Genomic DNA, 23,023 nt, shown 5'->3' with positions numbered 1-23,023 from the left:
CAGGTCATCGCCGGTTCAATCGAAGCTGGCCATCGACCGGCGCAGGCACGCCTGCATGTAGGCCAATTGATACTCGAGTGCCTCGCGAGCCTGGGCCTTGTCCGCTTCTTCCAGCTTGGAGCGGCGCAGCGCAAGGCAGCTGGTCTGCAGCAGATGCGCCATACGAATGCTCGCCTGGCGCAGTTGCTCAAGCTCATATTGGCCTTCGCACTTGCCCAGCAGGCGATTGAAGCTGGCATCCGCGCAATCCTGCAGCAAACGGTGCTCGGCAAAGTCCGGCACGCCATGCTCGTTCAGTTTGTCCAGCACACGCTGTGGGCTCACCGAGCTCACCAATTCAAGACGTCGACTACTCATCCACTACTCCCTGTTACACGGTTCGACTCTCACGCGATCAACGCTAGTAATCAGCCGAACGCCCAGGCAACTGGCAAAAATGCCAGTTGCCGCAGGCTAGCCGGGATGACTCAAGGCTTTCAGTGACATCAAACCAGGCAACGGCCAGTCCCCTTCCAGCTCGGCCAGGCTGGCGGTGCTCATGGCTGCCGGCTGTTGCAAATGGCCGTGCTCAAGCATGCCGACCAATGCGCCTACCAGCGGCTGGTGGCTGACCAGCAAGACGTGCTCAAAGCCCAATTGTTCAAGCTCGGTGATGGCTTCACGCACGCTGCTTTCTGGGGTGAGCCAGGCCACCGTACGCAGCGGCTGAGCAAAATCGAGGGTTTCCTGCACCAATGCAGCGGTTTGCTGAGCACGCACGTAAGGGCTCACCAGAATCGCCTGCAGTGGTTGCCCCAGCAGCCGCGCTGCGCTGTACAGGACCTGCTCGCGGCCGTGGCTGGTCAGGCGCCGTTCGGCATCGCTATTAGCACGTGGCTCGGCTTCGCCGTGACGCAGGATCCACAGTTTCACAGCTTGGGCTCCTCATCACGCACCGGATGGGGCGCGGCCGCTACAACGTGTGGCGCCTCACCCTCGGGTGCGCGTGGGGTTGGCCAATCGGAAAACGGCCACGGCTTGCGATCGCTGTGAAAGGTGCCAAAGCGACCGATCTGCGCCAGAAACTGGCTCAGGCTGTCGCCAAAGTTCATCAGGCTGGCACTCGGCGCGCCGTAGACCAGACGGTAGATCAGCTGCACCAGCACCAGGCCGGCCAGCAGTAATTCGGCCAACTGCCAGACCACCAGGAACACGAGCATCCACAGCACCCGCAGGATGATCGATTCGCGCTCCACGCGCTCGGGGGTATCGCTCATGTATTGCTCCTTGCTGTGCTCAGCGTTTAGTTGAAGCCGCTGGTGGAAATGAAGTCGACGTCGGTTTTCGGTTCCGCGCGCATCAGGTGTTCGATGACCTGATTCAAGGTGCGCCCTTCGAACAGGATCGCATGCAGCCCGGCTACCAGTGGCATGTACACCTGGGCGTCATCGGCCTTGGCCTTGAGCACCTTGATGGTGTTCACGCCCTCGGCCACTTCGCCCAGCCGGCTCACCGCTTCTTCCAGCGACAAACCCTGGCCCAGCGCATAGCCGACCTGGTAGTTGCGGCTTTTCGGCGACGAGCAGGTGACGATCAGGTCACCGACCCCGGCAAGGCCGAGGAAGGTCATCGGGTTGGCGCCCAGGCTGACGGCGAACCGAGTCATTTCGGCCAGCGCGCGGGTGATCAGCATGCTCTTGGTGTTTTCACCCATGCCCAGCGCCACGGCCATACCGGCAATGATCGCGTAGACGTTTTTCAGTGCGCCGCCCAGTTCGACACCGAAGCGGTCGGCACTGGCATAGACGCGGAAGGTGCGCCCATGCAGTACCTCTTGCACGCTCAGGCACAGCGCTTCGTCTTCGCTGGCGACCACCGTGGCGGTCAGTGCGTGTTCGGCGATTTCGCGCGCAAGGTTGGGCCCGGAGAGCACCCCAATACGCGCCTCGGGGGCGATTTCTTCGAGAATCTGGCTCATCAGCTTGAAGCTCTGCGCCTCGATGCCCTTGGTCAGGCTCACCAGGCACTTGCCGCGCAGCAGCTCGGCATGCGGCGCCAGGACGCTGCGCAAGGCGCTGGATGGCAGCGCAACAAAAATCAGTTGTGCAGCTTGCAGGGTGGCCAGCAGGTCATTGACCGGCTCGACGCCGTCCTGCAAGCGGATACCTTTGAGGTAGCGCGGGTTTTCGCGGTTGACGCGCATCGCCTGCGCCTGGTCCGGATCGCGCATCCACTGGCGCACAGGGTTGCCGTTTTCGGCCAGCAGGTTGGCCACGGCGGTGCCGAAGCTGCCGCCTCCAAGAACTGCAACAGGTTGCTGTTCAGTCATATCCAGTCCGTTAAAGCCAAAGTTGAGTGGCGACGGGCGCATTATACGGGCCAGATGCGGCATAACCAGAGGCACGCGGTGTCAGCCTGTTACTCGCTGACGGCGTAGCCAGCATGGATGGGGCTGCTGGAAAAACCTCGGCGGTCGGTTAACATGCGCGTTTCCTGCTGAAACAAGGCTGTAACGTGTTGTCTGGCACGCCGCCCTTCCCTCGCCTGCTATTACTGACTGCCCTGCTTGGCGGGCCAGCTGTAGCCGACGACCTGTTTATTGACAACCAGGACCTGCCGCAAGTTCTCACCGCCACCCGACTTAAACAATCTGCAGCCGGCGTACCGGGCAGCATGACTGTGCTCGACAGCCAGTTGATCCGCGCCAGCGGCGCCCGCGACATCCCCGAGCTCTTGCGGCTGGTGCCGGGCATGATGATCGGCTACGGCGCCAGCAACCAGCCGACGGTCAACTACCATGGCAGCAACGTCAGCGAGGCGCGGCGCATGCAGGTGCTGATCGACGGCCGCTCGGTGTACCGCGCAGGCCTGGCCACCGTCGACTGGAGCGATATCCCGGTAGCACTTGAGGATATTGAGCGGATCGAGGTGTTTCGCGGGCCAAACACGGTCAGTTATGGCGCCAATGCCCTGATGGCGGTGGTCAACATCCTCACCCGAAGCCCTGCCGACAGCCAGGGCACGCGCCTCAAGCTGAGCCGCGGGGCGGATGGCGTCAACGATTTTTACGCCAGCCAGGGCTTGGGCTGGGAGGGCGGCGACCTGCGTCTGTCAATGTCCGGCCAGGAGGATGACGGCTTCGATCACGACCAGTCGGGCGCTGACTACCGCGACAGCCGCCGGCTCAACCGGATCAACCTGAGCGTGCTGCAGCAGTTGGCGAGCGACCAGACGCTGGAGTGGCAACTGGCGGCCAAGGAAGGCAGCAATCAGCGCCCCTACACCTATCAGCCGGTGTTTCCCTACGTCACCGCCCGTGGCAACAACGCAGACGTCAAGGCCAAGGACTACGCTGGCTCGCTGCGCTGGAACATTGATTTCAGTGACCAGCACAGTCTCTATGTACAGGGCTCGGCGCAGCACTTCGACCGCCAGCAAGTGTGGCGTGCCTGCGATGCGGCATTGTCGTTCAGCCCAGCCCTGACTCGACTGTGGCAGCTCGACTCGAACTACGCCGAGCAGGTCGCCCGCAACATCGTCAACCCGCCGGCCAACAACAATCCTGCGCTGCAGGCACTGCGCGATCAGGTCAAGACCCAGTGGGACAGCCAGGGCGGCAGCCAGGTCGTGTGCGGTGATGTCGACCAAAGCACCCGGGAAACCCGCTACGACCTGGAAATCCAGGACACCCTGAGCCTGACCGACAACCTGCGCCTGCTCAGCGGCGCCAACTTTCGCTATGACCAGGCTGACTCGCAGACCTATTTCAATGGCACCCTGAGCGACCACACCTGGCGCCTGTTCGGCCAGCTGGAATGGCGCGCCGACGAGCACTGGATCATCCAGGGCGGAACCATGTTCGAGGACAGCCGCCTGTCCGGCAGTTCGCTGACGCCGCGCCTGGCGGTCAACTACCTGATCACCCCGCGTCATGGCCTGCGTGCGGTGTATTCCGAAGCAGTGCGCTCACCCGACATGTTCGAGAACAACGTCAACTGGAGCTATACGGTCAATAACCTCAGCCCCTATCAGCCTGGCCTGGGCAGGGGCGAGTACTTCGTCAAGACCCGCGGCCCAGGTGATCTCGATCAGGAGCGGATGCGCTCGCGTGAACTGGGCTACAACGGCAGCTTCAGCGAAATCGGTCTGAACCTTGACCTGAAGGTCTTCTACGACGAAATCAGCGGCATGATCAGCGAGCCGCTGCGCAATAACCAGTACATCGCCAGCAACAGCAACAAGGCCCGTTTCAGCGGCAGTGAGCTGCAGCTCGATTGGCACCTTGGCCAGCGTGACCGGCTGCGCCTGACCTACGCTTATGTCGACGCCTGGGCCAGCAACCGCAACGACAGCGAAGCCAGTGCGCGCAATAGCGGCTCTGCCGGCTGGTTGCGCGACTGGGGCGATGGCTGGTCGAGTGCGCTGTTCTACTACGGCGATGACGCGCTTAACCAGTATCGCTATGAGCGGGTTGACCTGCGCCTGGCCAAGCGCTGGCGCATTCGGCGCAGCAACCTTGAGCTGGCCGCACTGTGGCAGCAGCGTCTGGACGATGAACCGATCACCCTCGCGCAGAACCGCTACGACAGTCGTCAGCGCCTGAGCGTCAGCGCGGAGCTGGAGTTCTGATGGCGCGCTTGCTCGGTCTGCTGCTGATCTGCCTGTGGCCACTGGCGACCCTGTCGGCCAATGAGGTGCTGGTGGTCGGCGCCAGCGACCAGGCTGGAATGCGCAGCTTCGCCCAGGCACTGCAAGTTCGCCGTGGCAATGATCAGGTGCACTTCCAACCCGTCTCAAGCTTGCCGCCCCCCAGCCAACTGCCGCGTGACCTGCGCCTGATCCTGCTCGACCGCGCCGCGCTGCAATGGCGCATGAGCGAATCCGCCGGGCCGCGTGCATTGCTCATGCGGGTCAGCCGCGTCGAGGCCGAACATCTGCTGGGGGCAGATCGCCCGGGCTACCTGAGCCTGCTCTGGAACGATCCACCGTTGGCCCGGCAGTTGCGCCTGACCCGCTTGCTGATGCCGCAGGCACGACGAATCGGCGTGCTCTATGGCCAGCACAGCCACTTTTTGCTCAATGAGTTGCGCCAGGCCGCACGGCCACTGGGGCTTGAGATCGTTGCCCAGCCCTGGCCAGACCTGCGCGACAGCCGCCCGCTACAGCAAGTGCTGGCTGACAGCGACGTACTGCTCGGCCTGGATGACCCTGATCTGTATAACGCCAAGACCGCGAAAAACGTCTTGCTCAGTAGCTACGGCCGGCAAATGGCGCTGATCGGCCCCAACGCCGGTTTTGTCCGTGCCGGCGCCTTGGCCAGCACCTATAGCGACCAGGACGACTGGCTGGCAGTGCTCGACCAATTGCTCGATCAGCCGCCAGCTCGCTGGCCACGCAGCTTGTACCCTGTCCATTTCGGCGTCAGCGGCAACCAACAGGTGGCGCGCGCGCTGGGCCTCGAACCGATCGACCCGCAGGCCGCCGCACTGGCCCTGGCCGCAGGAGAGTCCACCCCATGAGTAAACGCCTGAGCTGGGATATCCATACCCGCACCCAGATCATCAGCCTGGGGCCGGCCCTGCTGCTGACGCTGCTGCTGATCAGCTTCTTCACCTTCGTGCGCATTCAGGATTTGCGTCAGGAGCTCAATCACACCGGGCAACTGATCGCCAATCAGCTGGCCCCGGCTTCCGAATACGGGGTTATCTCAGGCAACAATGAAGTGCTCGACAGCCTGATGCGCGCCACTTTGAGCATCCCCCATGTGCGCTTCCTCGAGGTTCAGGATGGCCGCAACAATATTCTGGTGTATGTCGAGCAGGCCGATGAGAGCGCCAACCGCGCACAGCGGGTCGAGGTGTTCCAGGCGCCGATCCGTCTGCAGCAGATCCGCCTGGACAGTGACTTCCTGCCACCCACCAAGACCACCTTGCCGGGCATCACCGATGATTACCTGGGCCGGGTCATCGTCGGCATGTCCGACGATGCCTTCAACCAGCGCCAGCAGGAGATTGTGATCAAGGCCGGCATCCTCGCCCTGTTTGCCCTGCTCTTCACGTTCCTGGTGGCGCGGCGCCTGGCACGCAGCCTGGCCGAGCCGATCAGCGACATGGGGCTTGCCGTCAAGGCGATTCAGCAAGGCACCTTCAATACCCCGGTGCCGGTGGTCGATGACAACGAACTGGGCAACCTGGCGCGGCACATCAACAACCTCGCCAGCGCCCTTGAGCAGGCCAGCCAGGAGCAGCGTCAGGCAATCGCGCAACTGACCCAGGCGCGTGAGGAAGCCGAACAGGCCAACCGCGCCAAGTCGGACTTTCTAGCGATGATGAGCCACGAGTTGCGCACACCGATGAACGGCGTGCTCGGCATGTTGCAGTTACTGGAAACCACCCAGATGACCGTCGAGCAGGCCGAGTACACCTCTGTCGCCAGTGAATCGACCGGGCATCTGCTCAAAGTCATCAACGACATCCTCGATTTCTCGCGTATCGAGCGCACCCAGCTTGAGCTGGAACACATCGAATTCAGCCTTGGCGAACTGATCACCAGCAGTGTGCAAGCCTTCCAGCACAGCGCCCAGCAGCGTGGCCTGGGCTTGCACCTGCAGTTGCCCGCTGGCGCCGAGCACATGCGCGTCTATGGCGACCCGACGCGGATTCGCCAAATCCTGCTCAACCTGATTGGCAATGCATTGAAATTTACCGAGCAAGGCAGGGTCGAAATCGAGCCGCGCTGGCAATTGGCCGATACGGGTGGGCTATGGTTCACCTGCGCGGTTCGCGACACCGGCATCGGCATCGACGACCAGCATCTGGAAAGCATGTTCGTTGCCTTCCAGCAGGCCGACAGTTCGATCTCGCGCCGCTACGGCGGCACCGGGTTGGGGTTGGCCATCGCGCGAACCCTGGCAGAGCGCATGGGCGGCCGCCTGCACGCACAGAGCCGCGCGGGGCGAGGCTCGACGTTCACCCTGGAAATACCGCTGACGCTTGCAGCCGCGAGCCACCCGGCCAGACAGCCGTGACTGGCGATAAATGTTAAAGTGCGGCAGTCTTAATGCTGGACAGGCGCGCCGCTGGGCCTGAAAATACCGGTTTCAGTGAACACCTGTACTCATTTACCAGGATCACTGTGACTTTCACCACAACGCAATAGTCTATCTGTAGGCTGCCGCCTTGAGCCCTTTGGTGCTCAGGGATGGCCGGGAAGATTCATCCCCTGCCGCATGGGGATTATTGAGGAGCTCGCATGACCAAACAAAACGCCTTTACTCGGGAAGACCTGCTGCGCTGCAGTCGCGGTGAGCTGTTCGGCCCAGGTAACGCGCAACTGCCCGCCCCCAACATGTTGATGGTTGATCGCATCACGCATATCAGCGAGGAAGGCGGCAAGTTCGGCAAAGGTGAATTGGTCGCTGAGCTGGATATCACTCCAGACCTGTGGTTCTTTGCCTGCCACTTCGAAGGTGATCCGGTCATGCCGGGCTGCCTGGGCCTCGATGCCATGTGGCAGCTGGTCGGCTTCTTCCTCGGCTGGCAGGGCTTGCCGGGTCGCGGTCGCGCACTGGGCTCTGGCGAAGTGAAATTCTTCGGCCAGGTGTTGCCTACTGCGAAGAAAGTCACCTACAACATTCATATCAAGCGCGTCCTGAAAGGCAAGCTGAACATGGCCATCGCCGATGGCTCGGTCAGTGTCGACGGCCGCGAGATCTACACGGCCGAAGCCCTCCGGGTCGGCGTGTTCACCTCCACTGACAATTTCTAAGGGTTATTCGCATGCGCCGCGTCGTTATCACTGGTCTGGGCATCGTATCGTGCCTGGGCAATGACAAAGAGACCGTCACCGAAAACCTGCGCAAGAGCCGTCCGGGCATTCGTTTCAACCCGGAATACAAGGAAATGGGGCTGCGCAGCCAGGTTTCCGGCTCCATCGACCTGAACCTCGAAGAACTGATCGACCGCAAGGTGTTCCGCTTCGTCGGTCACGCCGCTGCCTACGCCTACCTGGCGATGCAGGACGCGATCAAGGATTCGGGGTTGAGCGAAGAGCAGGTTTCCAACCCACGCACCGGCCTGGTAGCAGGCTCCGGCGGCGCATCGACCCTGAACCAGATGGAAGCGCTGGACACCCTGCGCGAGAAAGGCGTCAAGCGCGTCGGTCCGTACCGGGTTACCCGCACCATGGGCAGCACCGTTTCCGCGTGCCTGGCCACGCCGTTCAAGATCAAGGGTATCAACTACTCGATCTCGTCGGCCTGCGCCACCAGTGCACACTGCATCGGTACCGCTCTGGAGCAGATCCAGTGGGGCAAGCAGGACATCGTCTTTGCCGGTGGCGGTGAAGAAGAGCACTGGAGCCAGTCGTTCCTGTTCGATGCCATGGGCGCCCTGTCGACCAAGCGCAACGAAACGCCTGAGCTGGCTTCGCGCGCCTACGACGCTGACCGTGACGGTTTCGTCATCGCTGGCGGCGGCGGCATGGTCGTGGTCGAAGAGCTGGAACACGCCCTCGCCCGCGGTGCCAAGATCTACGCTGAAATCGTCGGCTACGGTGCCACCTCCGACGGTTACGACATGGTCGCTCCGAGCGGCGAAGGCGCGATCCGCTGCATGCAGCAGGCGCTGTCGACCGTTGATACACCAATCGACTACCTCAACACTCACGGCACCTCGACTCCGGTCGGCGACGTCGCCGAGATGAAAGGTGTGCGTGAAGTGTTCAAGGACAAGGCACCGAAGATCAGCTCGACCAAGAGCCTGTCCGGCCACTCGCTGGGCGCCGCTGGCGTGCACGAGGCGATCTACTGCCTGCTGATGATGGAAAACAACTTCATCGCCGGCTCCGCCAACATCGATGAGCTGGACCCGGAAGTTGCTGACCTGCCGATCCAGCGTGAAACCATCGAAAACGCGAAGATCGACACCGTCATGAGCAACAGCTTCGGCTTCGGCGGCACCAACGCCACCCTAGTGCTCAAGCGCTGGGAAGGCAAATAAGGCCTGACTGCTGCACTGAAAACGCCCCGACTGGTTCGGGGCGTTTTTGTTTTCGGCGTTTGCGTTGCCTGGCGCGGCTCAGTGCCCCTTGGGCAGCACCGCCAGGAAGTTGTCCCGCGCCACCTTGTGCGCCACCTCTTCGCTCAAGGCATCCAGGAATGGATCGAAGCCATGCAGCTCCTTGCCCAGGCTGTCGAACCGACCAACCACATCCGAACCCAACATGAACCGGTCAGGGTACTGCTCGACCAACTCGACCCAGGCCTTGCGCGGCTTGCCTGCATCGTCGAGCAGATACGGCTCGAGCACACTCCAGGACAAGTCGATGTACAGGTTCGGATAGTCCTTCAACAATCGCGTTACTACCGGCAAGAGAAAGTCCATCTGCGTCTGATGGCGATGAATCTCCATGCTGGTACCGGCATGCGCCCAGATGAATCGTGTGTGCGGATGGTTGCGCAGGGGCTCTTCCAGCTCGGCCAGGTACAGTGGGTTGCGCTCGCGCTTGGAGGTGATGTTGGAGTGGATCAGCACGGGCAGGTCACGTTCTGCGGCCAGGTGATAAATCCGTGTCATGGCCTCGTTGTTGGCCCTCGGCGTATCGCCGCTGGTCAGCGCAGTAAGGTCGTCATGGCGGGTGAACACCTCGCCGATGCCCTGCCACATTCCCGGGTACAGCTCGAGCATACGCTCGATGTGGCTGGCTGCATTCTTGTCGACCGGATTGAAGCCGGTCAGGAATGGATGGAAGCGCTTGCGCTGTTCGGCCGGCAGCTTTTCCAATGCGGCCGCCACATAGACGTCAGTGGCGCTGTACCAGTAGGCATCGGCATCATCACCGGCGTAGTAGCGCGGGCGCTTGGGTTCGTCCTCGTGCCACTTCTTCGCCACTGACACCCCGGAAATCATCGACTGGTCGATACCGGCATCGTCCATCGCCGCAAGCAGGGCCGGCATGCCCTCGGATTCCTGGAAAAAGTCGACGTAATGCAGATGGGCATCGCTGTAGCGGTAGTCGCGCGCCTGCGCCGCGTGGCACAGCAGGCCCGAGACCAGCACCGCAGCCAGTGCTCTGGCGATCATGGCAGTTTCCTTGAGCTGATTCGAACAGAGTAGACCCGCGCCTGGTGGCCACGGTTCAGCAATGGCTGGCAAACCGCTATGCTTGCAGCCTCAGCCCTGTGCCTGGAGCCATGCATGAGCCGCCCGTTGATCATCCGCCCACGCGCCGAAACCATCGCAGGCCAGCCCATTCTGCGGCTGCTACCCTCGGCGCAGTGCCGCAGCGTCGGCCCGTTTGTGTTCTTCGACCATATGCTGGCAACCGACTACGCTGCGGGCAGTGGCATGGATATCCACCAACATCCACACATCGGCCTGGCGACCCTGACCTACCTGTTCGAAGGCGAACTGCTGCACAAGGACAGCATTGGCTCTGATCAACGTGTGCGGCCTGGCGAGGTCAGCTGGATGAGCGCCGGTCGTGGCGTGGCCCATGTCGAGCGCACGCCGGCCGAGCTGGTCGCAAGCGGCTCACGCCTGCATGGGCTGCAGGTGTGGCTGGCGGCGCCGCGTGAACACGAGCAGGCACTGCCCAGCTACAGCCATCACTGCGCAGCGAGCTTGCCGGTCAGCGACACCCTGGGGGTGCGTATCTGTCTGATTGCCGGTCAAGGCTTTTGCCTTGAATCGCCGGTACCGGTGCTCTCCCCTACCCTGTACGCGCACATCGGCATGCAACCGGCAACCAGCCTGCTGATCCCCACTGAACATACTCAGCGTGCGCTGTATCTGCTGGAGGGCGAGGTGTTGCTCGATGATGAGCCGGTCGAGCCGCACAGCTTGCTGGTGCTGCCAGAAGGCGAGGAACTGACGCTGTACGCGCAAGGTGAATGCCAACTGGCACTGATCGGCGGCGCCCCTCTGGATGGGCCACGGCGGATGAACTGGAACTTTGTTGCCAGCGACCCGGCACTGATCGAACAGGCACGGGCCAACTGGGCAGCCGGGCAATGGCCAGTGGTAGCCGGAGAAACCCAGCGGATCGAGTTACCCCGCTAGCGAAGCAGGATCCGGTTTGAACACTTCTTCGAGCAGATTATGCATAGCCTTGAACGCGCGCTGCGAGGTGCGCCAGTCAAACTGCATCTTGCCCGGTACGTTTGCCGCCGGGTCGGTGAACGAATGCACCGCACCGCCGTAGCTGACCAGTTGCCAATCGACCTTGGCCGCGTTCATTTCCTGCTCGAAGGCAGGTAGCTGCTCGCGGGGTACCAGTGGATCGCTGGCGCCGTGCAGCACCAGTACCGAACCTTTGATGTTGCCGGCATCAGCGCTATCAGGTGTGTCGAGGGTGCCGTGGAAGGAGACAGTGGCTTTCAGATCAGCGCCACTGCGGGCCAGCTCCAGTGCACAGCAACCACCAAAACAGAAGCCGAACGCCGCCACCTTGCCCGGCGCCAGCAGCGCCCTGGACTGCCCCAGCAACTGGGCCAGGGCGGCATGCATGCGCTTGCGCAGCTCACCACGATCGTTTTTCAGCGGCATCATGGCGGCGCCCGCTTCATCTGCATTGGTCGGCCGCACCGACTGCCCATAGAGGTCGGCGATCAGCACCACATAGCCCTTCTCGGCGACTTCCCTGGCAATGCGCTCGGCACCTTCGCCGATGCCCATCCAGTTCGGCGCCATCAGCAGAGCAGGTTTTGCTTCTGCGCCTGGGGCGTATACCAAGCGGCTCTCGTAAACCTTGCCGGCGTGGTGATAGACCAACGATTCGACGATTGCTTTGCTCATCAAGCTTCTCCTTGTCCTGGTACAAAAGACCGTAATAAAAAAGCCCGCCGAAGCGGGCTTATTCAGCGCTTATCTCAAGCAGACAGCTCGACCAGCAGCTTGTTCAGGCGACGCACATACGCCGCAGGGTCCTTGAGGCTGTCGCCAGCGGCCAAGGCAGCCTGATCGAAGAGGATGTGCGAAAGCTCGCCGAAACGATCCTCGCTCTGCTCGTGATCGAGTTTCTCGATCAGCGGGTGAGCCGGGTTGAATTCGAAGATAGGCTTCGAATCCGGCACTTTCTGCCCGCTGGCCTCGAGAATCTGACGCATCTGCAGGCCCAGGTCCTGCTCACCGATGGCCAGGATGGCTGGCGAGTCGGTCAGGCGATGGGAAACACGCACTTCAGCAACACTGTCACCCAGCGCAGCTTTCAGACGCTCGACCAGACCTTCTTTTTCCTTGGCGACTTCTTCCTGGGCTTTCTTGTCTTCTTCCGAATCCAGCTTGCCCAGGTCAAGGTCACCGCGGGCAACATCGACAAAGCTCTTGCCGTCGAAGTCGCTCAGGTAACTCATCAGCCACTCGTCGATACGGTCGGTCAGCAGCAGCACTTCGATGCCTTTCTTGCGGAAGACCTCAAGGTGCGGGCTGTTCTTGACCTGCGCGTAGGTTTCGCCGGTGAGGTAGTAGATCTTGTCCTGACCTTCTTTGGCACGGGCCAGGTAGTCAGCCAGCGACACACTTTGCTCGCCGCTGTCGTCGTGGGTTGAAGCAAAGCGCAGCAGGCCGGCGATCTTCTCTTTGTTGGCGAAATCTTCTGCCGGGCCTTCCTTGAGGACCTGGCCGAAGTTCTTCCAGAAGCCCTTGTATTGCTCGGGTTCGTTCTTCGCCAGCTTCTCGAGCATGTCCAGCACACGCTTGGTCAGCGCGGTTTTCATCGAGTCGATGATCGGGTCTTTCTGCAGGATCTCGCGCGAAACGTTCAGCGACAGGTCATTGGAGTCAACCACGCCCTTGATGAAACGCAGGTACAACGGCAGGAACGACTCGGCCTGGTCCATGATGAACACACGCTGCACGTACAGCTTCAGGCCACGCGGCGCTTCGCGCTGGTACAGGTCGAACGGCGCGCGGGCCGGGACGTACAGCAGCGAGTTGTATTCGAGCTTGCCTTCGACCTTGTTGTGGCTCCAGGCCAGCGGGTTTTCGAAGTCATGGCCGATGTGCTTGTAGAACTCCTGGTATTCCTCGTCCTTGACCTCGGTACGCGGACGGGTCCACAGGGCGCTGGCGCGGTTGACGGTTTCCCATTCCTGCGCCGGTGCGGCTTCGCCTTCAGCGGCTTCGGCCTGCTCTTTAGGCAGCTGGATTGGCAGGGCAATGTGGTCGGAGTACTTCTTCACGACGTTGCGCAGGCGCCAGCCGTCAGCAAACTCCTGTTCTTCCTTCTTCAGGTGCAGAACGATGCGCGTGCCGCGTTGTGGCTTGTCGATGGTGGCAACTTCGAACTCGCCCTCGCCTTTCGACGACCAGTGCACGCCTTCAGCAGCTGGCTGACCAGCACGACGGCTGTAGACGTCGACCTGGTCGGCGACGATGAACGCCGAATAGAAGCCCACGCCGAACTGACCGATCAGGTGCGAATCCTTTTTCTGGTCGCCGCTGAGGTTTTTCATGAAATCGGCAGTGCCCGACTTGGCAATGGTGCCCAGGTGCGCAATGACATCTTCACGGCTCATGCCGATGCCGTTGTCTTCCAGGGTCACGGTGCCGGCCTCGGCATCGAAGCTGACGCGGATTTTCAGGTCGGCGTCGCCCTCGAGCAGCTCTGGCTTGGCCAGGGCTTCAAAACGCAGCTTGTCAGCGGCGTCGGAGGCGTTGGAAATCAGCTCGCGAAGGAAAATTTCCTTGTTCGAGTACAGCGAGTGGATCATGAGGTGCAGCAGTTGCTTTACCTCGGTCTGGAAGCCCAGGGTTTCTTTTTGTGTCTCCACACTCATGGTCTTCAAAACTCCGATCTGATGGCAATGGTCGCCTGGCAGGCCGCGGTGGCCGGCGTTTACGGCGGGATGTCCAACAGATGGGGGCATGGCGGACTATTTCAAGGGCTTTTCCGGTTCGATCTTGAAATGAGCACGGGCCATGGCGATCGGCAGGTTGCGATCGTCCTGCCAGGCACTGATCGCGACATTGGTCACCCGCCGCCCCTGACGCCAGAGCTGGCAGCTGGCGTAGGTGTCGCGCAGATAGCCGGCACGCAGGTAGTCGATGGAGAAATCGATGATTTTCGGAATGCTCGCGCTTTCGCTATAGACCAGCAGGTAGAGCGCTGCCGAGAGCTCCATGAAACCTGCGATGACACCACCATGAATGGCCGGCAACAGCGGATTGCCGACATTGTCGGCACTGGCTGGCAAGCGGAACAACAGCTGCTCGCCCTGGCGCTCGCACTCGATACCGATGAGCCCTGCATAAGGAATCAATGACAGCAGTGGTGCGTAATCACCCACAGCGTGGGCCTGATTGAGGCGCTGGCGAACGTCTGCCGGAATCATCAGCCCTGCCCTCCATCAAGCTTGCCAGCAAAGCGGATACCACCCCTGGCCTGCTGACCCAGGCGCATGAAAGTCCCCACCACCTGGCAGATAGGCTGCTCGGGGTCATCCTGATAGGCCATGCCACGGGTGAAAATCACATCGCGGGTGACACGATAACAATGCGCGTGGCCGTAGATATCCTTGCCGGCCTCGGCGGGGTGCATATAGTCGATGCGCAGATCCAGGGTCGGGCACACTTCGAACTGCGCCAAAGAACACAAAGTGGCCATGCCGCAGGTGGTGTCCATCAACGTGGTCAGCGCGCCGCCATGGACTGCACCGGTCTGTGGATTGCCAACCAGCAGCGGCGACCAAGGTAGCACCAGGGTCATGCCGCCAGCATCAGCTTGATGCACGCGCATGTTCAATAACTGGCAATGCCGGAGTGCCGACAGAAAGCGTTCAGCCATGGCCGTCAGAGATGAATCGATCACCGGTAAGCCCTCGTTGGCGTGACAGCACAAGCGCGTTGAAAATTCCAGAGTGGACGCGCACTTATATATCTGTAATCTCTGTGGAACTAATTTCGCGCACTTGAACTCGAAGGTTCAAGTAAGTTATTCCACCCAAGGAGAGACACCCCATGCGTAAACCTTTTGCTTTTGCTCTGATGCTGGCTGCTGCCATGGGCCTGGCTGCTTGCGACAAGGCAAGCGAAAACAAGGCTCAAGATGCACAGGAACACGCTGAGCAAGCCCAGGAAAAAGCGGGCGAAGCTCAGGATAAGATGAATGAAGCTGCCAAGGAAAACGCCGAAGCTGCCAAAGACCAGGCTGAAGCGCAGCAAAAAGCAGCCGAAGAAGCTGCTGACAAAGGCGAGCCGGCCCCGACTGCACCAGTCAAGCCGTAATCGCAGCACATTAAAAAACCCGACATTGTCGGGTTTTTTTATGCCTGAAGTTTAACGATTAACCGTTTCAGTCAACACCGCGGTCGGCTCTTTCGGCGCGTCAGCAGGGACACTTTCAGTCGGCGTGAACACCATCACTTCCAATACATCGGAGTGGAACTCGCGGCGATAAAGAATCAGCACTACGCCCAGGCTGACGACCATGAACAGCCACGGGTTGATGAACCAGGTCAACATGGCCATGCCGAAGTAATAGGCGCGCAAGCCCAAGTTGAACTGGTTGGCCGCAAGTGACAGCACCCGTGCTGCCCGCGCGGCAAATGCCTTGCGCTCAAGCTCGTTGACCAGGCGCTCGCCGATCATCGGCGCCGAGCCCACCAGCACCGCTGCAAAGTTGTACTGGCGCATGCACCAGCTGAAGGTGAAGAAGGCGTAGACGAACACCGCCGCCAGGCCCAACAGCTTCACTTCCGACATGCCCTGCGAAGCCACCTGCACATACGGCAGGTCGGCCAGCAGCGATACGGCGCGGTCCGACGCCCCCAGCACCGTGAGGATACCGGCAAGGATGATCAACGTGCTGGAAGCGAAGAACGATGCATTGCGCTCAAGGTTGCCGATCACACTGGCATCGGCAATGCGGTTGTCGCGCAGCAGCATGCGCCGCATCCAGTCTTCCCGATAGAGGTGCAGAACGCTGGCCAGGCAGGCCGTATCGCGGCCCTTCCAGATTGCGTAGCGGGTGTAACCACCCCAGCACAGGGCAAACCAGCAGACTGCCAACAGGTTGCTCAGGTTGCTTTGGATAAAGCTCATGCAGGTTCTCGACCGTTCAGGTGCACAAAAGGATATCGGTTTCGACGCCCGAATGTGGCAAAAGACACGCGTTGAACTACAAAAGCTGCGCCCCCTCACCAACCACCCAGGTCGCCACGCTTCGGCTCACACGCCTGCACCTGCAGTGAGCGCCTGCGGCGCATGACCAGGGCCTGCTGCACCCCAACCCAGTGCCTTGTAAAGGGCGATAACGTGGACATACGAGGCTGTCTCCGCCTGGGCAAGCTCCTGCTGGATCTCGAACAGGGCGCGTTGATTTTCCAGCACTGCCAAGTAGCTGCCCGAGCCCGCGCGATAGCGCGCCATCGCGATGTCGAGTGCTGCCTGGCCATGAGTGGCCGATTGCAGCATCCTGGCCACACGCGTTTGTTGCTGGGTGAGCTGGGTAACAGCGTGCTCAACCTCCTCCTGAGCCTGCAGCAAGGACTGCTCGTAGCCTGCCAGGGCGCCCTCCGATAGCGCCTGCGCCCCGCGCAAGCGCGCACGCGCGCTGCCCAGGCGCAGTGCAGGCCAGCTGACGCCAGGCGCAACCTCGAATGCGCGTGATGCGCTGCCGATGGTGTTGCCGCCCAGGGCGATGAACCCGATGAAGCCACCCAGGTCCACACGCGGGTACAGTTCGGCAGTCGCAGCGCCGACGTCTTCAGTGCTCGCTGCCAGCAAGCGCTCGGCACGCACCACGTCGGGCCTGGCGCGGATCAGGCGATCAACGTCGCCCAGCGGTAATTGCCTGACCAGAGGTGGCGGTGATGGCGCGTCGAAGTTGACTGAATGGTGGCCTGGCCGATAACCCGTCAGCACATCGAGCCGTAAGCGCATTTGCTCAAGCATTACTGCCAGCGGCGGAATGGCGGCCTCGCTGCGCAACAGGTTGGCGCGGGCGTTCTCCAGATCCTCCGGGGAGCCGCTGCCCGACATTACGCGGGCCTGGACCAACTGCAGCGTTTCTTGCCAGCTCTGTGCCTGCGCTCGAGCCAGTTGCAGTCTGTGCTGCGCGCCTTGGCCCTCGTAATAGGCACGCGCAACTTCGGCGGCAATGGTCAGTTGGATCAAGTCCAATTCTGCCTGCATTGCCTGCGAACGAGCTTGTGCCGACTGGCTCAGGCGGTTCAGACGCCCGAACAAATCGATCTCCCACTGAGCATCGAAACCTGTCCGCCAGCTTTCGCTCAGCCTGCGTTCGACCTTACCGTCAGCGTCGGCTTGTTGCGCGATGCTGCGCAGATAGCCAGCTTGCGCGGTGACGGTGGGCAGTCGATCCAGGCGGCGTTCATCGGACACCGCGCGAGAAGCCTGCAGGTTGGCCTGGGCCTGGCGAATGTCATGGTTGTGCGTCAGTGCCGTGGAGATAAGCTGAGTAAGCCGCTGTTCATCGAAGAACGTCCACCACGGCGCCTGACTCAGCGCCGCATTGAACTGGCTCGCCTGCTTGCTCTGCACTGCAATCGGCGGCGTGACAGGTTGAACGTATTGCGGTCCTACCGCGCAGCCGAGCACCGCGCTGACACTGGCCATCAAGACCCATGGGTACAGTTTTTTCATGATGCGCTCCCCTGCTCCGCTGCGCCCTCACAAGTATCGACTTCGGCAAGTTGTCGTGCGCGAAGGGTCGTGGCGCTGGCCGAGTGGTTGCGGGCCAGCAGCGTGTACACCGTGGGCAACACGAACAAGGTGAAGAGCGTACCGACCAGCATCCCCGACACGATCACCACACCCAACCCGAAGCGGCTATTAGCACCCGCACCACTGGCGAACAACAACGGCACCAGCCCCACCACCATTGCCGCAGTGGTCATCAGCACCGGCCGCAGGCGAATCTGTGCCGCACGCAGAATGGCCGTGTGCCGGTTCAGCCCTTCATGCGCCTGCAGCTCATTGGCGAACTCGACCATGAGGATGCCGTGCTTGCTGATCAGACCAATCAGGGTCACCAGGCCGATTTGGGTATAGATGTTCAAGGTGGCAAAGCCCAGCGCCAACGGCAGCAATGCGCCGCAAAGCGATAGCGGCACGGTGATCAGGATGATCAACGGGTCGATCAGGCTTTCGTACTGTGCGGCCAGCACCAGGTAAATGATCACCAGCGCCGCGAGGAACGCGAACACCAGCGCGCTGCCTTCATGCACGTACTGGCGGGCATCGGATTGCCAGTCATGGCTGAAGCCGGCCGGCAGGCTACTCGCCACCCCCTCGAGAAAGGCCACGGCCTCGCCAAGTGATACACCCGCCGCAGGGATGGCCTGCAAGGTAGCGGCATTTTGCTGGTTGAACTGCGTCAACTTGTTGGGCTCTACCTGCATCGCTACCTGCACAACGGTCGACAGCGGCACCAGCGTGTGATCCTGTGTGCGCACGAACTGGCGCGCCAACCCCTGCGGAGTAAGGCGCTGATTGCCCACGCTCTGCGGAATTACATCATAGGAGCGGCCCTCCAGGCCGAAACGGTTGACGTAGTTCTCACCGACCAGTACCGCCAGCGATTCACCGATGTCCTGCATGCTTATACCAAGGCTGTTGGCCTTGGCGCGATCAATGCGCACCTGCACCACCGGACTGTTGTAATCGAGGTCACTGTCGACCACGGCAAACAGGCCGCTGTCTCGTGCGCGCTGTTTGATCTCCTCCATTGTCTGGTAAAGCAGCGCATGGCCCTGTGGACTGCGCAGCACCATCTGCACCGGCAGGCCGCCGGTAGAACCGGGCAACGCCGCTAACTGGAAGGCAAAGATACTGGTGCCTTCGACTTCATTGACGGCGCCCTGCAGTTGCGCCTGGATCTGCGCGGCTGATCGCTCGCGCTCGCCCCAGGTCGACAGGTTGATGCCACCGATGCTGGAGGCCACGCCGTCGCTGCCGTTGATGATCCAGGTGCTGACGGTCTCCGGGATGCTTGCGTAGACGGCATCGAGTTTATGGGCAAAACGTTCCACATAGTCCAGATTTGCATGCTGCGGCGCCTTGATCGCAGTCAGCACGTTGGCCTGATCCTCAGCGGGTGCCAGCTCGCGCTGCGGCAACTGATACAGCAGCGGCAGGCTCACGCACACCAGCAGGGCGAACCCGGCAGTGGCCCAGCGGTGGCTCAGCGAAATACTCAACAGCTGGCCATAGTGTCGCGTCAAACCAGCAAAGAACTGCTCGGCGGCATGCGCCATGCGCCCTTCCTGCTGTCTGGCTGGCAACAGCAACGAGCTCATGACCGGCGACAGGGTCAGGGCAACCACGCCCGACACCACCACCGCGCCGGCCAGGGTCAAAGCAAACTCCTTGAACAATGCGCCCGTCAGGCCGGCCATCAGCCCAATCGGCGCATACACCGCCGCGAGGGTAATGGTCATGGCGATCACCGGCCCGGCCACCTCACGCGCGCCGATCAACGCAGCGGCGACCGGTGACTTGCCCGCCGCGATGTGCCGATGGACGTTTTCGACCACCACGATGGCATCGTCCACCACCAGCCCGATGGCCAGCACCATGGCCAGCAGCGTCAGCAAGTTGATGCTGAAGCCGAAAGCCAGCATCAAACCTGCGGCGCCCAGCATCGACAGCGGAATGGTCGCCACCGGGATCAACACGGTGCGCAACGAGCCAAGGCACAGATAGATCACCACCACGACCACGAGCAAGGCTTCGAGCAAGGTATGCATGACCTCATCGATCGACGCCTCAATGAACCGCGAAGTCTCGAAGGCCAGTTCGACCTGCACGCCAGGCGGCAGGGTCTGGCGGATCTGCGGCAGCAGCTCCCTGATCCCTGCGACGATCACCAGCGGGTTGCCAGCCGGGGTCGGAAACAGCCCCAGGTGTACCGCGGGCGTGCCATCCATCAAGCCGCTGGTTTCCGACGCTGCTGCTCCCAGCTCGACCGTGCCGACGTCCTTCAACTTCACCAGGCGGTTGCCGTCGTTGTGAATTACCAGCTCGCGAAATTCGGCGACGCTGGCAAGATCGGTATTGACCCGCACGCTCGACACCACGTACTGGCCCTTGACCTTGCCGGGTGCGGCCTGAAAGTTGTTGCGCCGCACAGCCTGCGCGACATCGGCAGCGGTCAACCCACGTGCAGCCAAGCGGTCGGCGTCCAGCCACAACCGCATCGCGAGCCGTTGCCCGCCGAATACCTCGACCTTGGCAACCCCTTCGATGGTGGAGAACATCGGCTCCACCACCCGCGCCAGGTAGTCGGTCATCGCTGGCGTAGCGAGCGTTGCGCTGGAAAAACCAACATAAGCGACGGCGGTGGAGTCGCCGGACGAGCGTTCGATCACCGGGTCATAGGCCTGCGCCGGCAGCTTGTAGCGAACCTGATTGACCTTGGCCATGACCTCGGTCAGCGCCTGGGTCGAGTCGCGGTTGAGCTCCATCCTGAGGGTGACCAGGCTGCGCCCCTGCACCGAGGAGGACGATAGATAGTCAATGCCCTCGACGGACGACACCGCTTGCGCAATCGGCTGGGTAACGAAGCCTTGCATCAGCTCCGACGATGCTCCCGGATACTCGGTCATGACCGTGATGGTCGAGCTTTCCAGCATGGGGTATTGGCGGATCGGCAGCTTGCCCACTGCGAGCAAGCCCAGCAGCAGAATCAGCGTGCTGACCACCAAGGCGAGCACCGGGCGGCGCACGAAAACATCGGTAAATTTCATGGCGACACCTGTGCGATATCGCTGGCAAGCGGATCTGGTGCGGCCAAGGTGTCATGCGTGACCTCCTCGACGGCCATGCCATCGCTGAGCTTGAGCTGCCCGGAGGTGACCACCCGATCTCCTTCGCGCAGGCCCTTGTCGATCTCCACGCGACCATCGCGCCGCTCGCCGGCCTCGACGGCGACACGCTTGACCACCAGCATCTGCTGGTCGTTGCGTTCCGCCACGAATACCGTGTCGCCATAGGCTGTGTAAGTCACCGCCGTTTCCGGAATGGTGAGCACCGGCTGCTTCTCGGCGAGCGCCACCTGGATGCTCGCGTACATACCGGCCTTGAGCAGGCTGTCGGGGTTGGTCAGCGTGGCTTGCACCTGGACCGTACGCGAGCGGTCGATCAACGGATCAATCGCGCTTACCTTTGCCTGGAAACTGCGACCAGGATAAGCATCGACCAGTAGCTCGACCGGCTGCCCGACGTAGAGGCCTGGGCTGCTTTGCTCGGCGAGCGAGAAGTTGGCGTGAAGCGTGCGCGCGTCGACCAGGCTGACAATTGCATCACCAGCGTTCAGGTACTGGCCTTCATGCACACGGCGGATGCCAACCACCCCGGAGAATGGCGCACGAATAGCCTTTTGTGCGATCAACGCCTCATTCTGCCGTAGCGCGCCGAGGGCCATGTCATGTGCCGCGCGTGCGTCGTCGAGCTGCTCCTGGGTCGCGGCGTTTTGCGCGACCAGGCTGCGGGTGCGTGCGAGCGCTGTCTGCGCATTACGCAGCTGTGCCTGAAGGCGTATGCGCTCGGCTTGCTCGGGTGCGTCATTGAGTTGCAGCAGTAACTGACCCGCGGCAACCGCCTGCCCCGAGGTGAACGAGATCATGGTCACCCGACCACCGACCTCCGCCGGCACCTGCACCTGGCGAGCGGCTTCCAGCCCGGCGATTGCGGAGATGCTACTCGAAGCGTTGCCGTGCTCGACGGTAGCGAGCGCGACCTTGGTCAATGCAGTCACTCCAGCTGTGTCTGCAGTGTCTTTGAAATTACCCGCTGCGTAGAGCGCAGCGCACAGGATGAGGGCACACGCTGCGATGGCGAGGGCACGGGTCGTTTTTGTATGCATGGCGAAGAGGCTCTTGGTCTCGGACTTGGTTCGGTTCATGCCCAGCGGCCGTTGAACAGGAAAAAGCTGCCCAACGTCCAGATCAGTAACTCCAGGTGACCGCGTTGCAGGTCGTCTTCGCGAATCCAGTAAGCGAACCAAAGGCCGCCCAGATGCATGGCCAACAGGCAGCCAGTGAAAGCGCTCAGGGCAACGTTGAGCCAAGGACGGGCTTGCTCCAGGCCGCCGCCGATAAGCAACAGGTAACACCCGATCCAGCACGCAAGCAAAGCAACGCACTTCAGCACCAGCAGCACGGACACGGCCAGGCGATGCCAGCGCACGGAGGTCAGCGCACGCTCCGACAGGATCGAATGGATAGCGGGTGGTTGTTGCAGCGACGTCATCGACATCGTCACCCCCACCGCGTGGACCAACTCACGAAACCCGCGCAGGTTATCGATCACAGCGATCGTCAGCCAAATGGCCAGGCCGACTGCGTACAGCGACTGAAACAGCCACACAGAACTATCCAAACTCATAGAAGTGCCTTTATCCGTAGTAGTGCTATTGCCCGTTGCCGCTGCAGACGGCTGCCATTGCAGCCAGCCCGCACGGGAGCACGCGCCGATCCCACGGCGCGCACGCAGATTTGCCAAATGCAGCGCGAGGCACTCTAATACCTCAAGTTATCTTGAGGTCAAGCACCATGGACAAAGAACTGGAATCGATTAGCCCCTACCGGACATTGAGCGTCGGCGAGGTGGCCAGGCGCAGCGGCGTAGCGGTCTCTACCCTGCACTTCTATGAGTCCAAAGGGTTGATCACGAGCACGCGCAGCGAAGGTAATCAGCGCCGCTACTCGGCAATCATGTTGCGCTATATCGCCATCATCAAAGTGGCACAGCGCACCGGGATTTCCCTTGACTCCATCCGCGCAGCGTTCAGCCAGTACCCGGTCGGCAGCAAACTCACCGCGGCGCAGTGGAAGGTGATGTCGTCGCAGTGGAAGGCCAACCTCGATGAGCGCATTGAACGGCTGACGAGATTGCGGAACGAACTGGACAGTTGCATAGGTTGCGGGTGTCTATCGCTGGATGACTGCCCGTTGCGCAACCCAGGTGATGTACTCGGTGAAGCAGGCCCTGGCCCGCAGATTCTGGAACGCTCCTAGTTGCACATTGTAAGCCACGCATAAAAAAACCCCGGATCCTGACGGACACGGGGTTTTGTCATTCAG

At 61.5% G+C, this 23,023-nt stretch carries 21 protein-coding genes and 1 pseudogene; 8 read left to right on the top strand and 14 right to left on the bottom strand.

Features of this window, described 5'->3' with window-relative positions:
• Window positions 1–15: 15 nt before the first annotated feature.
• The 4 genes from IDM28_RS07965 to IDM28_RS07950 form a co-directional block, all read right to left on the bottom strand.
• Window positions 16–357 (bottom strand): hypothetical protein, encoded by a 342-nt coding sequence (locus IDM28_RS07965; protein ID WP_101318185.1) that lies wholly within the window; start codon window positions 355–357, stop codon window positions 16–18.
• Window positions 358–453: 96 nt separating this feature from the next.
• Window positions 454–912, bottom strand: coding sequence for a phosphohistidine phosphatase SixA (sixA, locus tag IDM28_RS07960; RefSeq protein WP_188035671.1), 459 nt, complete (start codon window positions 910–912; stop codon window positions 454–456).
• On the bottom strand, window positions 909–1,256 hold the full coding sequence (locus tag IDM28_RS07955; protein ID WP_101318181.1) for a DUF4389 domain-containing protein: 348 nt from the start codon (window positions 1,254–1,256) through the stop codon (window positions 909–911). The genes sixA and IDM28_RS07955 overlap by 4 nt, the downstream gene beginning before the upstream one ends.
• A 26-nt stretch (window positions 1,257–1,282) precedes the next feature.
• Window positions 1,283–2,308 carry an NAD(P)H-dependent glycerol-3-phosphate dehydrogenase gene (locus IDM28_RS07950; protein WP_150569687.1) on the bottom strand — a complete coding sequence of 342 codons (1,026 nt, stop codon included), beginning with the start codon at window positions 2,306–2,308 and terminating at the stop codon, window positions 1,283–1,285.
• Between the two features lie 185 nt (window positions 2,309–2,493).
• Between IDM28_RS07950 and IDM28_RS07945 the strand changes: the two genes are divergently transcribed.
• The 5 genes and pseudogenes from IDM28_RS07945 (at window position 2,494) to fabB (ending at window position 8,978) form a co-directional block, all read left to right on the top strand.
• The gene (locus IDM28_RS07945) at window positions 2,494–4,608 is read left to right on the top strand and encodes a TonB-dependent receptor plug domain-containing protein (protein ID WP_188035670.1); all 2,115 of its coding nucleotides are present in this window, start codon (window positions 2,494–2,496) and stop codon (window positions 4,606–4,608) included.
• Entirely contained in the window at window positions 4,608–5,498 is an 891-nt protein-coding gene (locus tag IDM28_RS07940) for an ABC transporter substrate-binding protein (protein ID WP_188035669.1), read from the top strand. Before IDM28_RS07945 ends, IDM28_RS07940 begins: the two co-directional genes overlap by 1 nt.
• A pseudogene (locus IDM28_RS07935) lies at window positions 5,495–7,003 on the top strand (ATP-binding protein); the annotation flags it as partial. The gene IDM28_RS07940 and the pseudogene IDM28_RS07935, both read left to right, overlap by 4 nt.
• Before the next feature lie 227 nt (window positions 7,004–7,230).
• Complete coding sequence (gene fabA / locus IDM28_RS07930; RefSeq protein ID WP_101318173.1) at window positions 7,231–7,746, top strand: 3-hydroxyacyl-[acyl-carrier-protein] dehydratase FabA; 516 nt, start codon at window positions 7,231–7,233, stop codon at window positions 7,744–7,746.
• A gap of 11 nt (window positions 7,747–7,757) precedes the next feature.
• Entirely contained in the window at window positions 7,758–8,978 is a 1,221-nt protein-coding gene (gene fabB, locus IDM28_RS07925) for a beta-ketoacyl-ACP synthase I (protein WP_101318171.1), read from the top strand.
• Between the two features lie 78 nt (window positions 8,979–9,056).
• On the opposite strand, the gene IDM28_RS07920 is transcribed toward fabB, so the two are convergent.
• Window positions 9,057–10,061, bottom strand: a complete 1,005-nt coding sequence (locus tag IDM28_RS07920; protein WP_188035668.1) for an amidohydrolase family protein — start codon at window positions 10,059–10,061, stop codon at window positions 9,057–9,059.
• 114 nt (window positions 10,062–10,175) lie between these two features.
• On the opposite strand from IDM28_RS07920, the gene IDM28_RS07915 reads away from it, so the two are divergent.
• Window positions 10,176–11,039, top strand: coding sequence for a pirin family protein (locus IDM28_RS07915; RefSeq protein WP_188035667.1), 864 nt, complete (start codon window positions 10,176–10,178; stop codon window positions 11,037–11,039).
• Here IDM28_RS07915 and IDM28_RS07910 read toward each other — a convergent pair.
• The 4 genes from IDM28_RS07910 to IDM28_RS07895 form a co-directional block, all read right to left on the bottom strand.
• On the bottom strand, window positions 11,028–11,774 hold the full coding sequence (locus IDM28_RS07910; RefSeq protein ID WP_188035666.1) for a dienelactone hydrolase family protein: 747 nt from the start codon (window positions 11,772–11,774) through the stop codon (window positions 11,028–11,030). The genes IDM28_RS07915 and IDM28_RS07910 overlap by 12 nt on opposite strands.
• Window positions 11,775–11,848: 74 nt before the next feature.
• Complete coding sequence (gene htpG, locus IDM28_RS07905; protein WP_101318162.1) at window positions 11,849–13,756, bottom strand: molecular chaperone HtpG; 1,908 nt, start codon at window positions 13,754–13,756, stop codon at window positions 11,849–11,851.
• Between the two features lie 96 nt (window positions 13,757–13,852).
• Window positions 13,853–14,311 carry a PaaI family thioesterase gene (locus IDM28_RS07900; RefSeq protein WP_101318160.1) on the bottom strand — a complete coding sequence of 153 codons (459 nt, stop codon included), beginning with the start codon at window positions 14,309–14,311 and terminating at the stop codon, window positions 13,853–13,855.
• The gene (locus IDM28_RS07895; RefSeq protein ID WP_150569693.1) at window positions 14,311–14,787 is read right to left on the bottom strand and encodes a PaaI family thioesterase; all 477 of its coding nucleotides are present in this window, start codon (window positions 14,785–14,787) and stop codon (window positions 14,311–14,313) included. The genes IDM28_RS07900 and IDM28_RS07895 overlap by 1 nt, the downstream gene beginning before the upstream one ends.
• Before the next feature lie 149 nt (window positions 14,788–14,936).
• Here IDM28_RS07895 and IDM28_RS07890 point away from each other — a divergent pair, with 149 nt between their 5' ends.
• Complete coding sequence (locus IDM28_RS07890) at window positions 14,937–15,203, top strand: hypothetical protein (protein ID WP_101318157.1); 267 nt, start codon at window positions 14,937–14,939, stop codon at window positions 15,201–15,203.
• Between the two features lie 51 nt (window positions 15,204–15,254).
• On the opposite strand, the gene IDM28_RS07885 is transcribed toward IDM28_RS07890, so the two are convergent.
• The 5 genes from IDM28_RS07885 to IDM28_RS07865 form a co-directional block, all read right to left on the bottom strand.
• Window positions 15,255–16,019, bottom strand: coding sequence for a DUF599 domain-containing protein (locus tag IDM28_RS07885; RefSeq protein ID WP_150573387.1), 765 nt, complete (start codon window positions 16,017–16,019; stop codon window positions 15,255–15,257).
• A 126-nt stretch (window positions 16,020–16,145) separates the two neighbouring features.
• Window positions 16,146–17,582, bottom strand: a complete 1,437-nt coding sequence (locus IDM28_RS07880; protein WP_188035665.1) for an efflux transporter outer membrane subunit — start codon at window positions 17,580–17,582, stop codon at window positions 16,146–16,148.
• Window positions 17,579–20,686: a MexW/MexI family multidrug efflux RND transporter permease subunit gene (locus IDM28_RS07875; protein ID WP_188035664.1), complete on the bottom strand. Its 3,108-nt coding sequence runs from the start codon at window positions 20,684–20,686 to the stop codon at window positions 17,579–17,581. The genes IDM28_RS07880 and IDM28_RS07875 overlap by 4 nt, the downstream gene beginning before the upstream one ends.
• Window positions 20,683–21,804 (bottom strand): efflux RND transporter periplasmic adaptor subunit, encoded by a 1,122-nt coding sequence (locus IDM28_RS07870; protein WP_188035663.1) that lies wholly within the window; start codon window positions 21,802–21,804, stop codon window positions 20,683–20,685. Before IDM28_RS07870 ends, IDM28_RS07875 begins: the two co-directional genes overlap by 4 nt.
• 35 nt (window positions 21,805–21,839) lie before the next feature.
• On the bottom strand, window positions 21,840–22,325 hold the full coding sequence (locus tag IDM28_RS07865; RefSeq protein WP_188035662.1) for a DUF2165 family protein: 486 nt from the start codon (window positions 22,323–22,325) through the stop codon (window positions 21,840–21,842).
• 167 nt (window positions 22,326–22,492) lie between these two features.
• Between IDM28_RS07865 and soxR the strand changes: the two genes are divergently transcribed.
• Window positions 22,493–22,957: a redox-sensitive transcriptional activator SoxR gene (soxR, locus tag IDM28_RS07860; protein ID WP_188035661.1), complete on the top strand. Its 465-nt coding sequence runs from the start codon at window positions 22,493–22,495 to the stop codon at window positions 22,955–22,957.
• Window positions 22,958–23,023: the final 66 nt, after the last annotated feature.

It is taken from the genome of Pseudomonas sp. EZ-C24, from assembly GCF_014525325.1.
GTDB classification, from domain to species: Bacteria; Pseudomonadota; Gammaproteobacteria; order Pseudomonadales; family Pseudomonadaceae; genus Aquipseudomonas; species Aquipseudomonas shirazensis.
The sequence above is the reverse complement of the archived record's forward strand: the minus strand, read 5'-3'. Positions and strand labels throughout refer to the sequence as shown.

Coding starts and splice junctions, on each gene's coding strand:
- IDM28_RS07885 (WP_150573387.1), bottom strand. CDS start 16,019: ATGAGCTTTATCCAAAGCAACCTGAGCAACCTGTTGGCAGTCTGCTGG.
- IDM28_RS07865 (WP_188035662.1), bottom strand. CDS start 22,325: ATGAGTTTGGATAGTTCTGTGTGGCTGTTTCAGTCGCTGTACGCAGTC.
- IDM28_RS07965 (WP_101318185.1), bottom strand. CDS start 357: ATGAGTAGTCGACGTCTTGAATTGGTGAGCTCGGTGAGCCCACAGCGT.
- fabB (WP_101318171.1), top strand. CDS start 7,758: ATGCGCCGCGTCGTTATCACTGGTCTGGGCATCGTATCGTGCCTGGGC.
- soxR (WP_188035661.1), top strand. CDS start 22,493: ATGGACAAAGAACTGGAATCGATTAGCCCCTACCGGACATTGAGCGTC.
- IDM28_RS07875 (WP_188035664.1), bottom strand. CDS start 20,686: ATGAAATTTACCGATGTTTTCGTGCGCCGCCCGGTGCTCGCCTTGGTG.
- htpG (WP_101318162.1), bottom strand. CDS start 13,756: ATGAGTGTGGAGACACAAAAAGAAACCCTGGGCTTCCAGACCGAGGTA.
- fabA (WP_101318173.1), top strand. CDS start 7,231: ATGACCAAACAAAACGCCTTTACTCGGGAAGACCTGCTGCGCTGCAGT.
- IDM28_RS07900 (WP_101318160.1), bottom strand. CDS start 14,311: ATGATTCCGGCAGACGTTCGCCAGCGCCTCAATCAGGCCCACGCTGTG.
- IDM28_RS07870 (WP_188035663.1), bottom strand. CDS start 21,804: ATGCATACAAAAACGACCCGTGCCCTCGCCATCGCAGCGTGTGCCCTC.
- IDM28_RS07915 (WP_188035667.1), top strand. CDS start 10,176: ATGAGCCGCCCGTTGATCATCCGCCCACGCGCCGAAACCATCGCAGGC.
- IDM28_RS07880 (WP_188035665.1), bottom strand. CDS start 17,582: ATGAAAAAACTGTACCCATGGGTCTTGATGGCCAGTGTCAGCGCGGTG.
- IDM28_RS07890 (WP_101318157.1), top strand. CDS start 14,937: ATGCGTAAACCTTTTGCTTTTGCTCTGATGCTGGCTGCTGCCATGGGC.
- IDM28_RS07920 (WP_188035668.1), bottom strand. CDS start 10,061: ATGATCGCCAGAGCACTGGCTGCGGTGCTGGTCTCGGGCCTGCTGTGC.
- IDM28_RS07940 (WP_188035669.1), top strand. CDS start 4,608: ATGGCGCGCTTGCTCGGTCTGCTGCTGATCTGCCTGTGGCCACTGGCG.
- IDM28_RS07910 (WP_188035666.1), bottom strand. CDS start 11,774: ATGAGCAAAGCAATCGTCGAATCGTTGGTCTATCACCACGCCGGCAAG.
- IDM28_RS07955 (WP_101318181.1), bottom strand. CDS start 1,256: ATGAGCGATACCCCCGAGCGCGTGGAGCGCGAATCGATCATCCTGCGG.
- IDM28_RS07950 (WP_150569687.1), bottom strand. CDS start 2,308: ATGACTGAACAGCAACCTGTTGCAGTTCTTGGAGGCGGCAGCTTCGGC.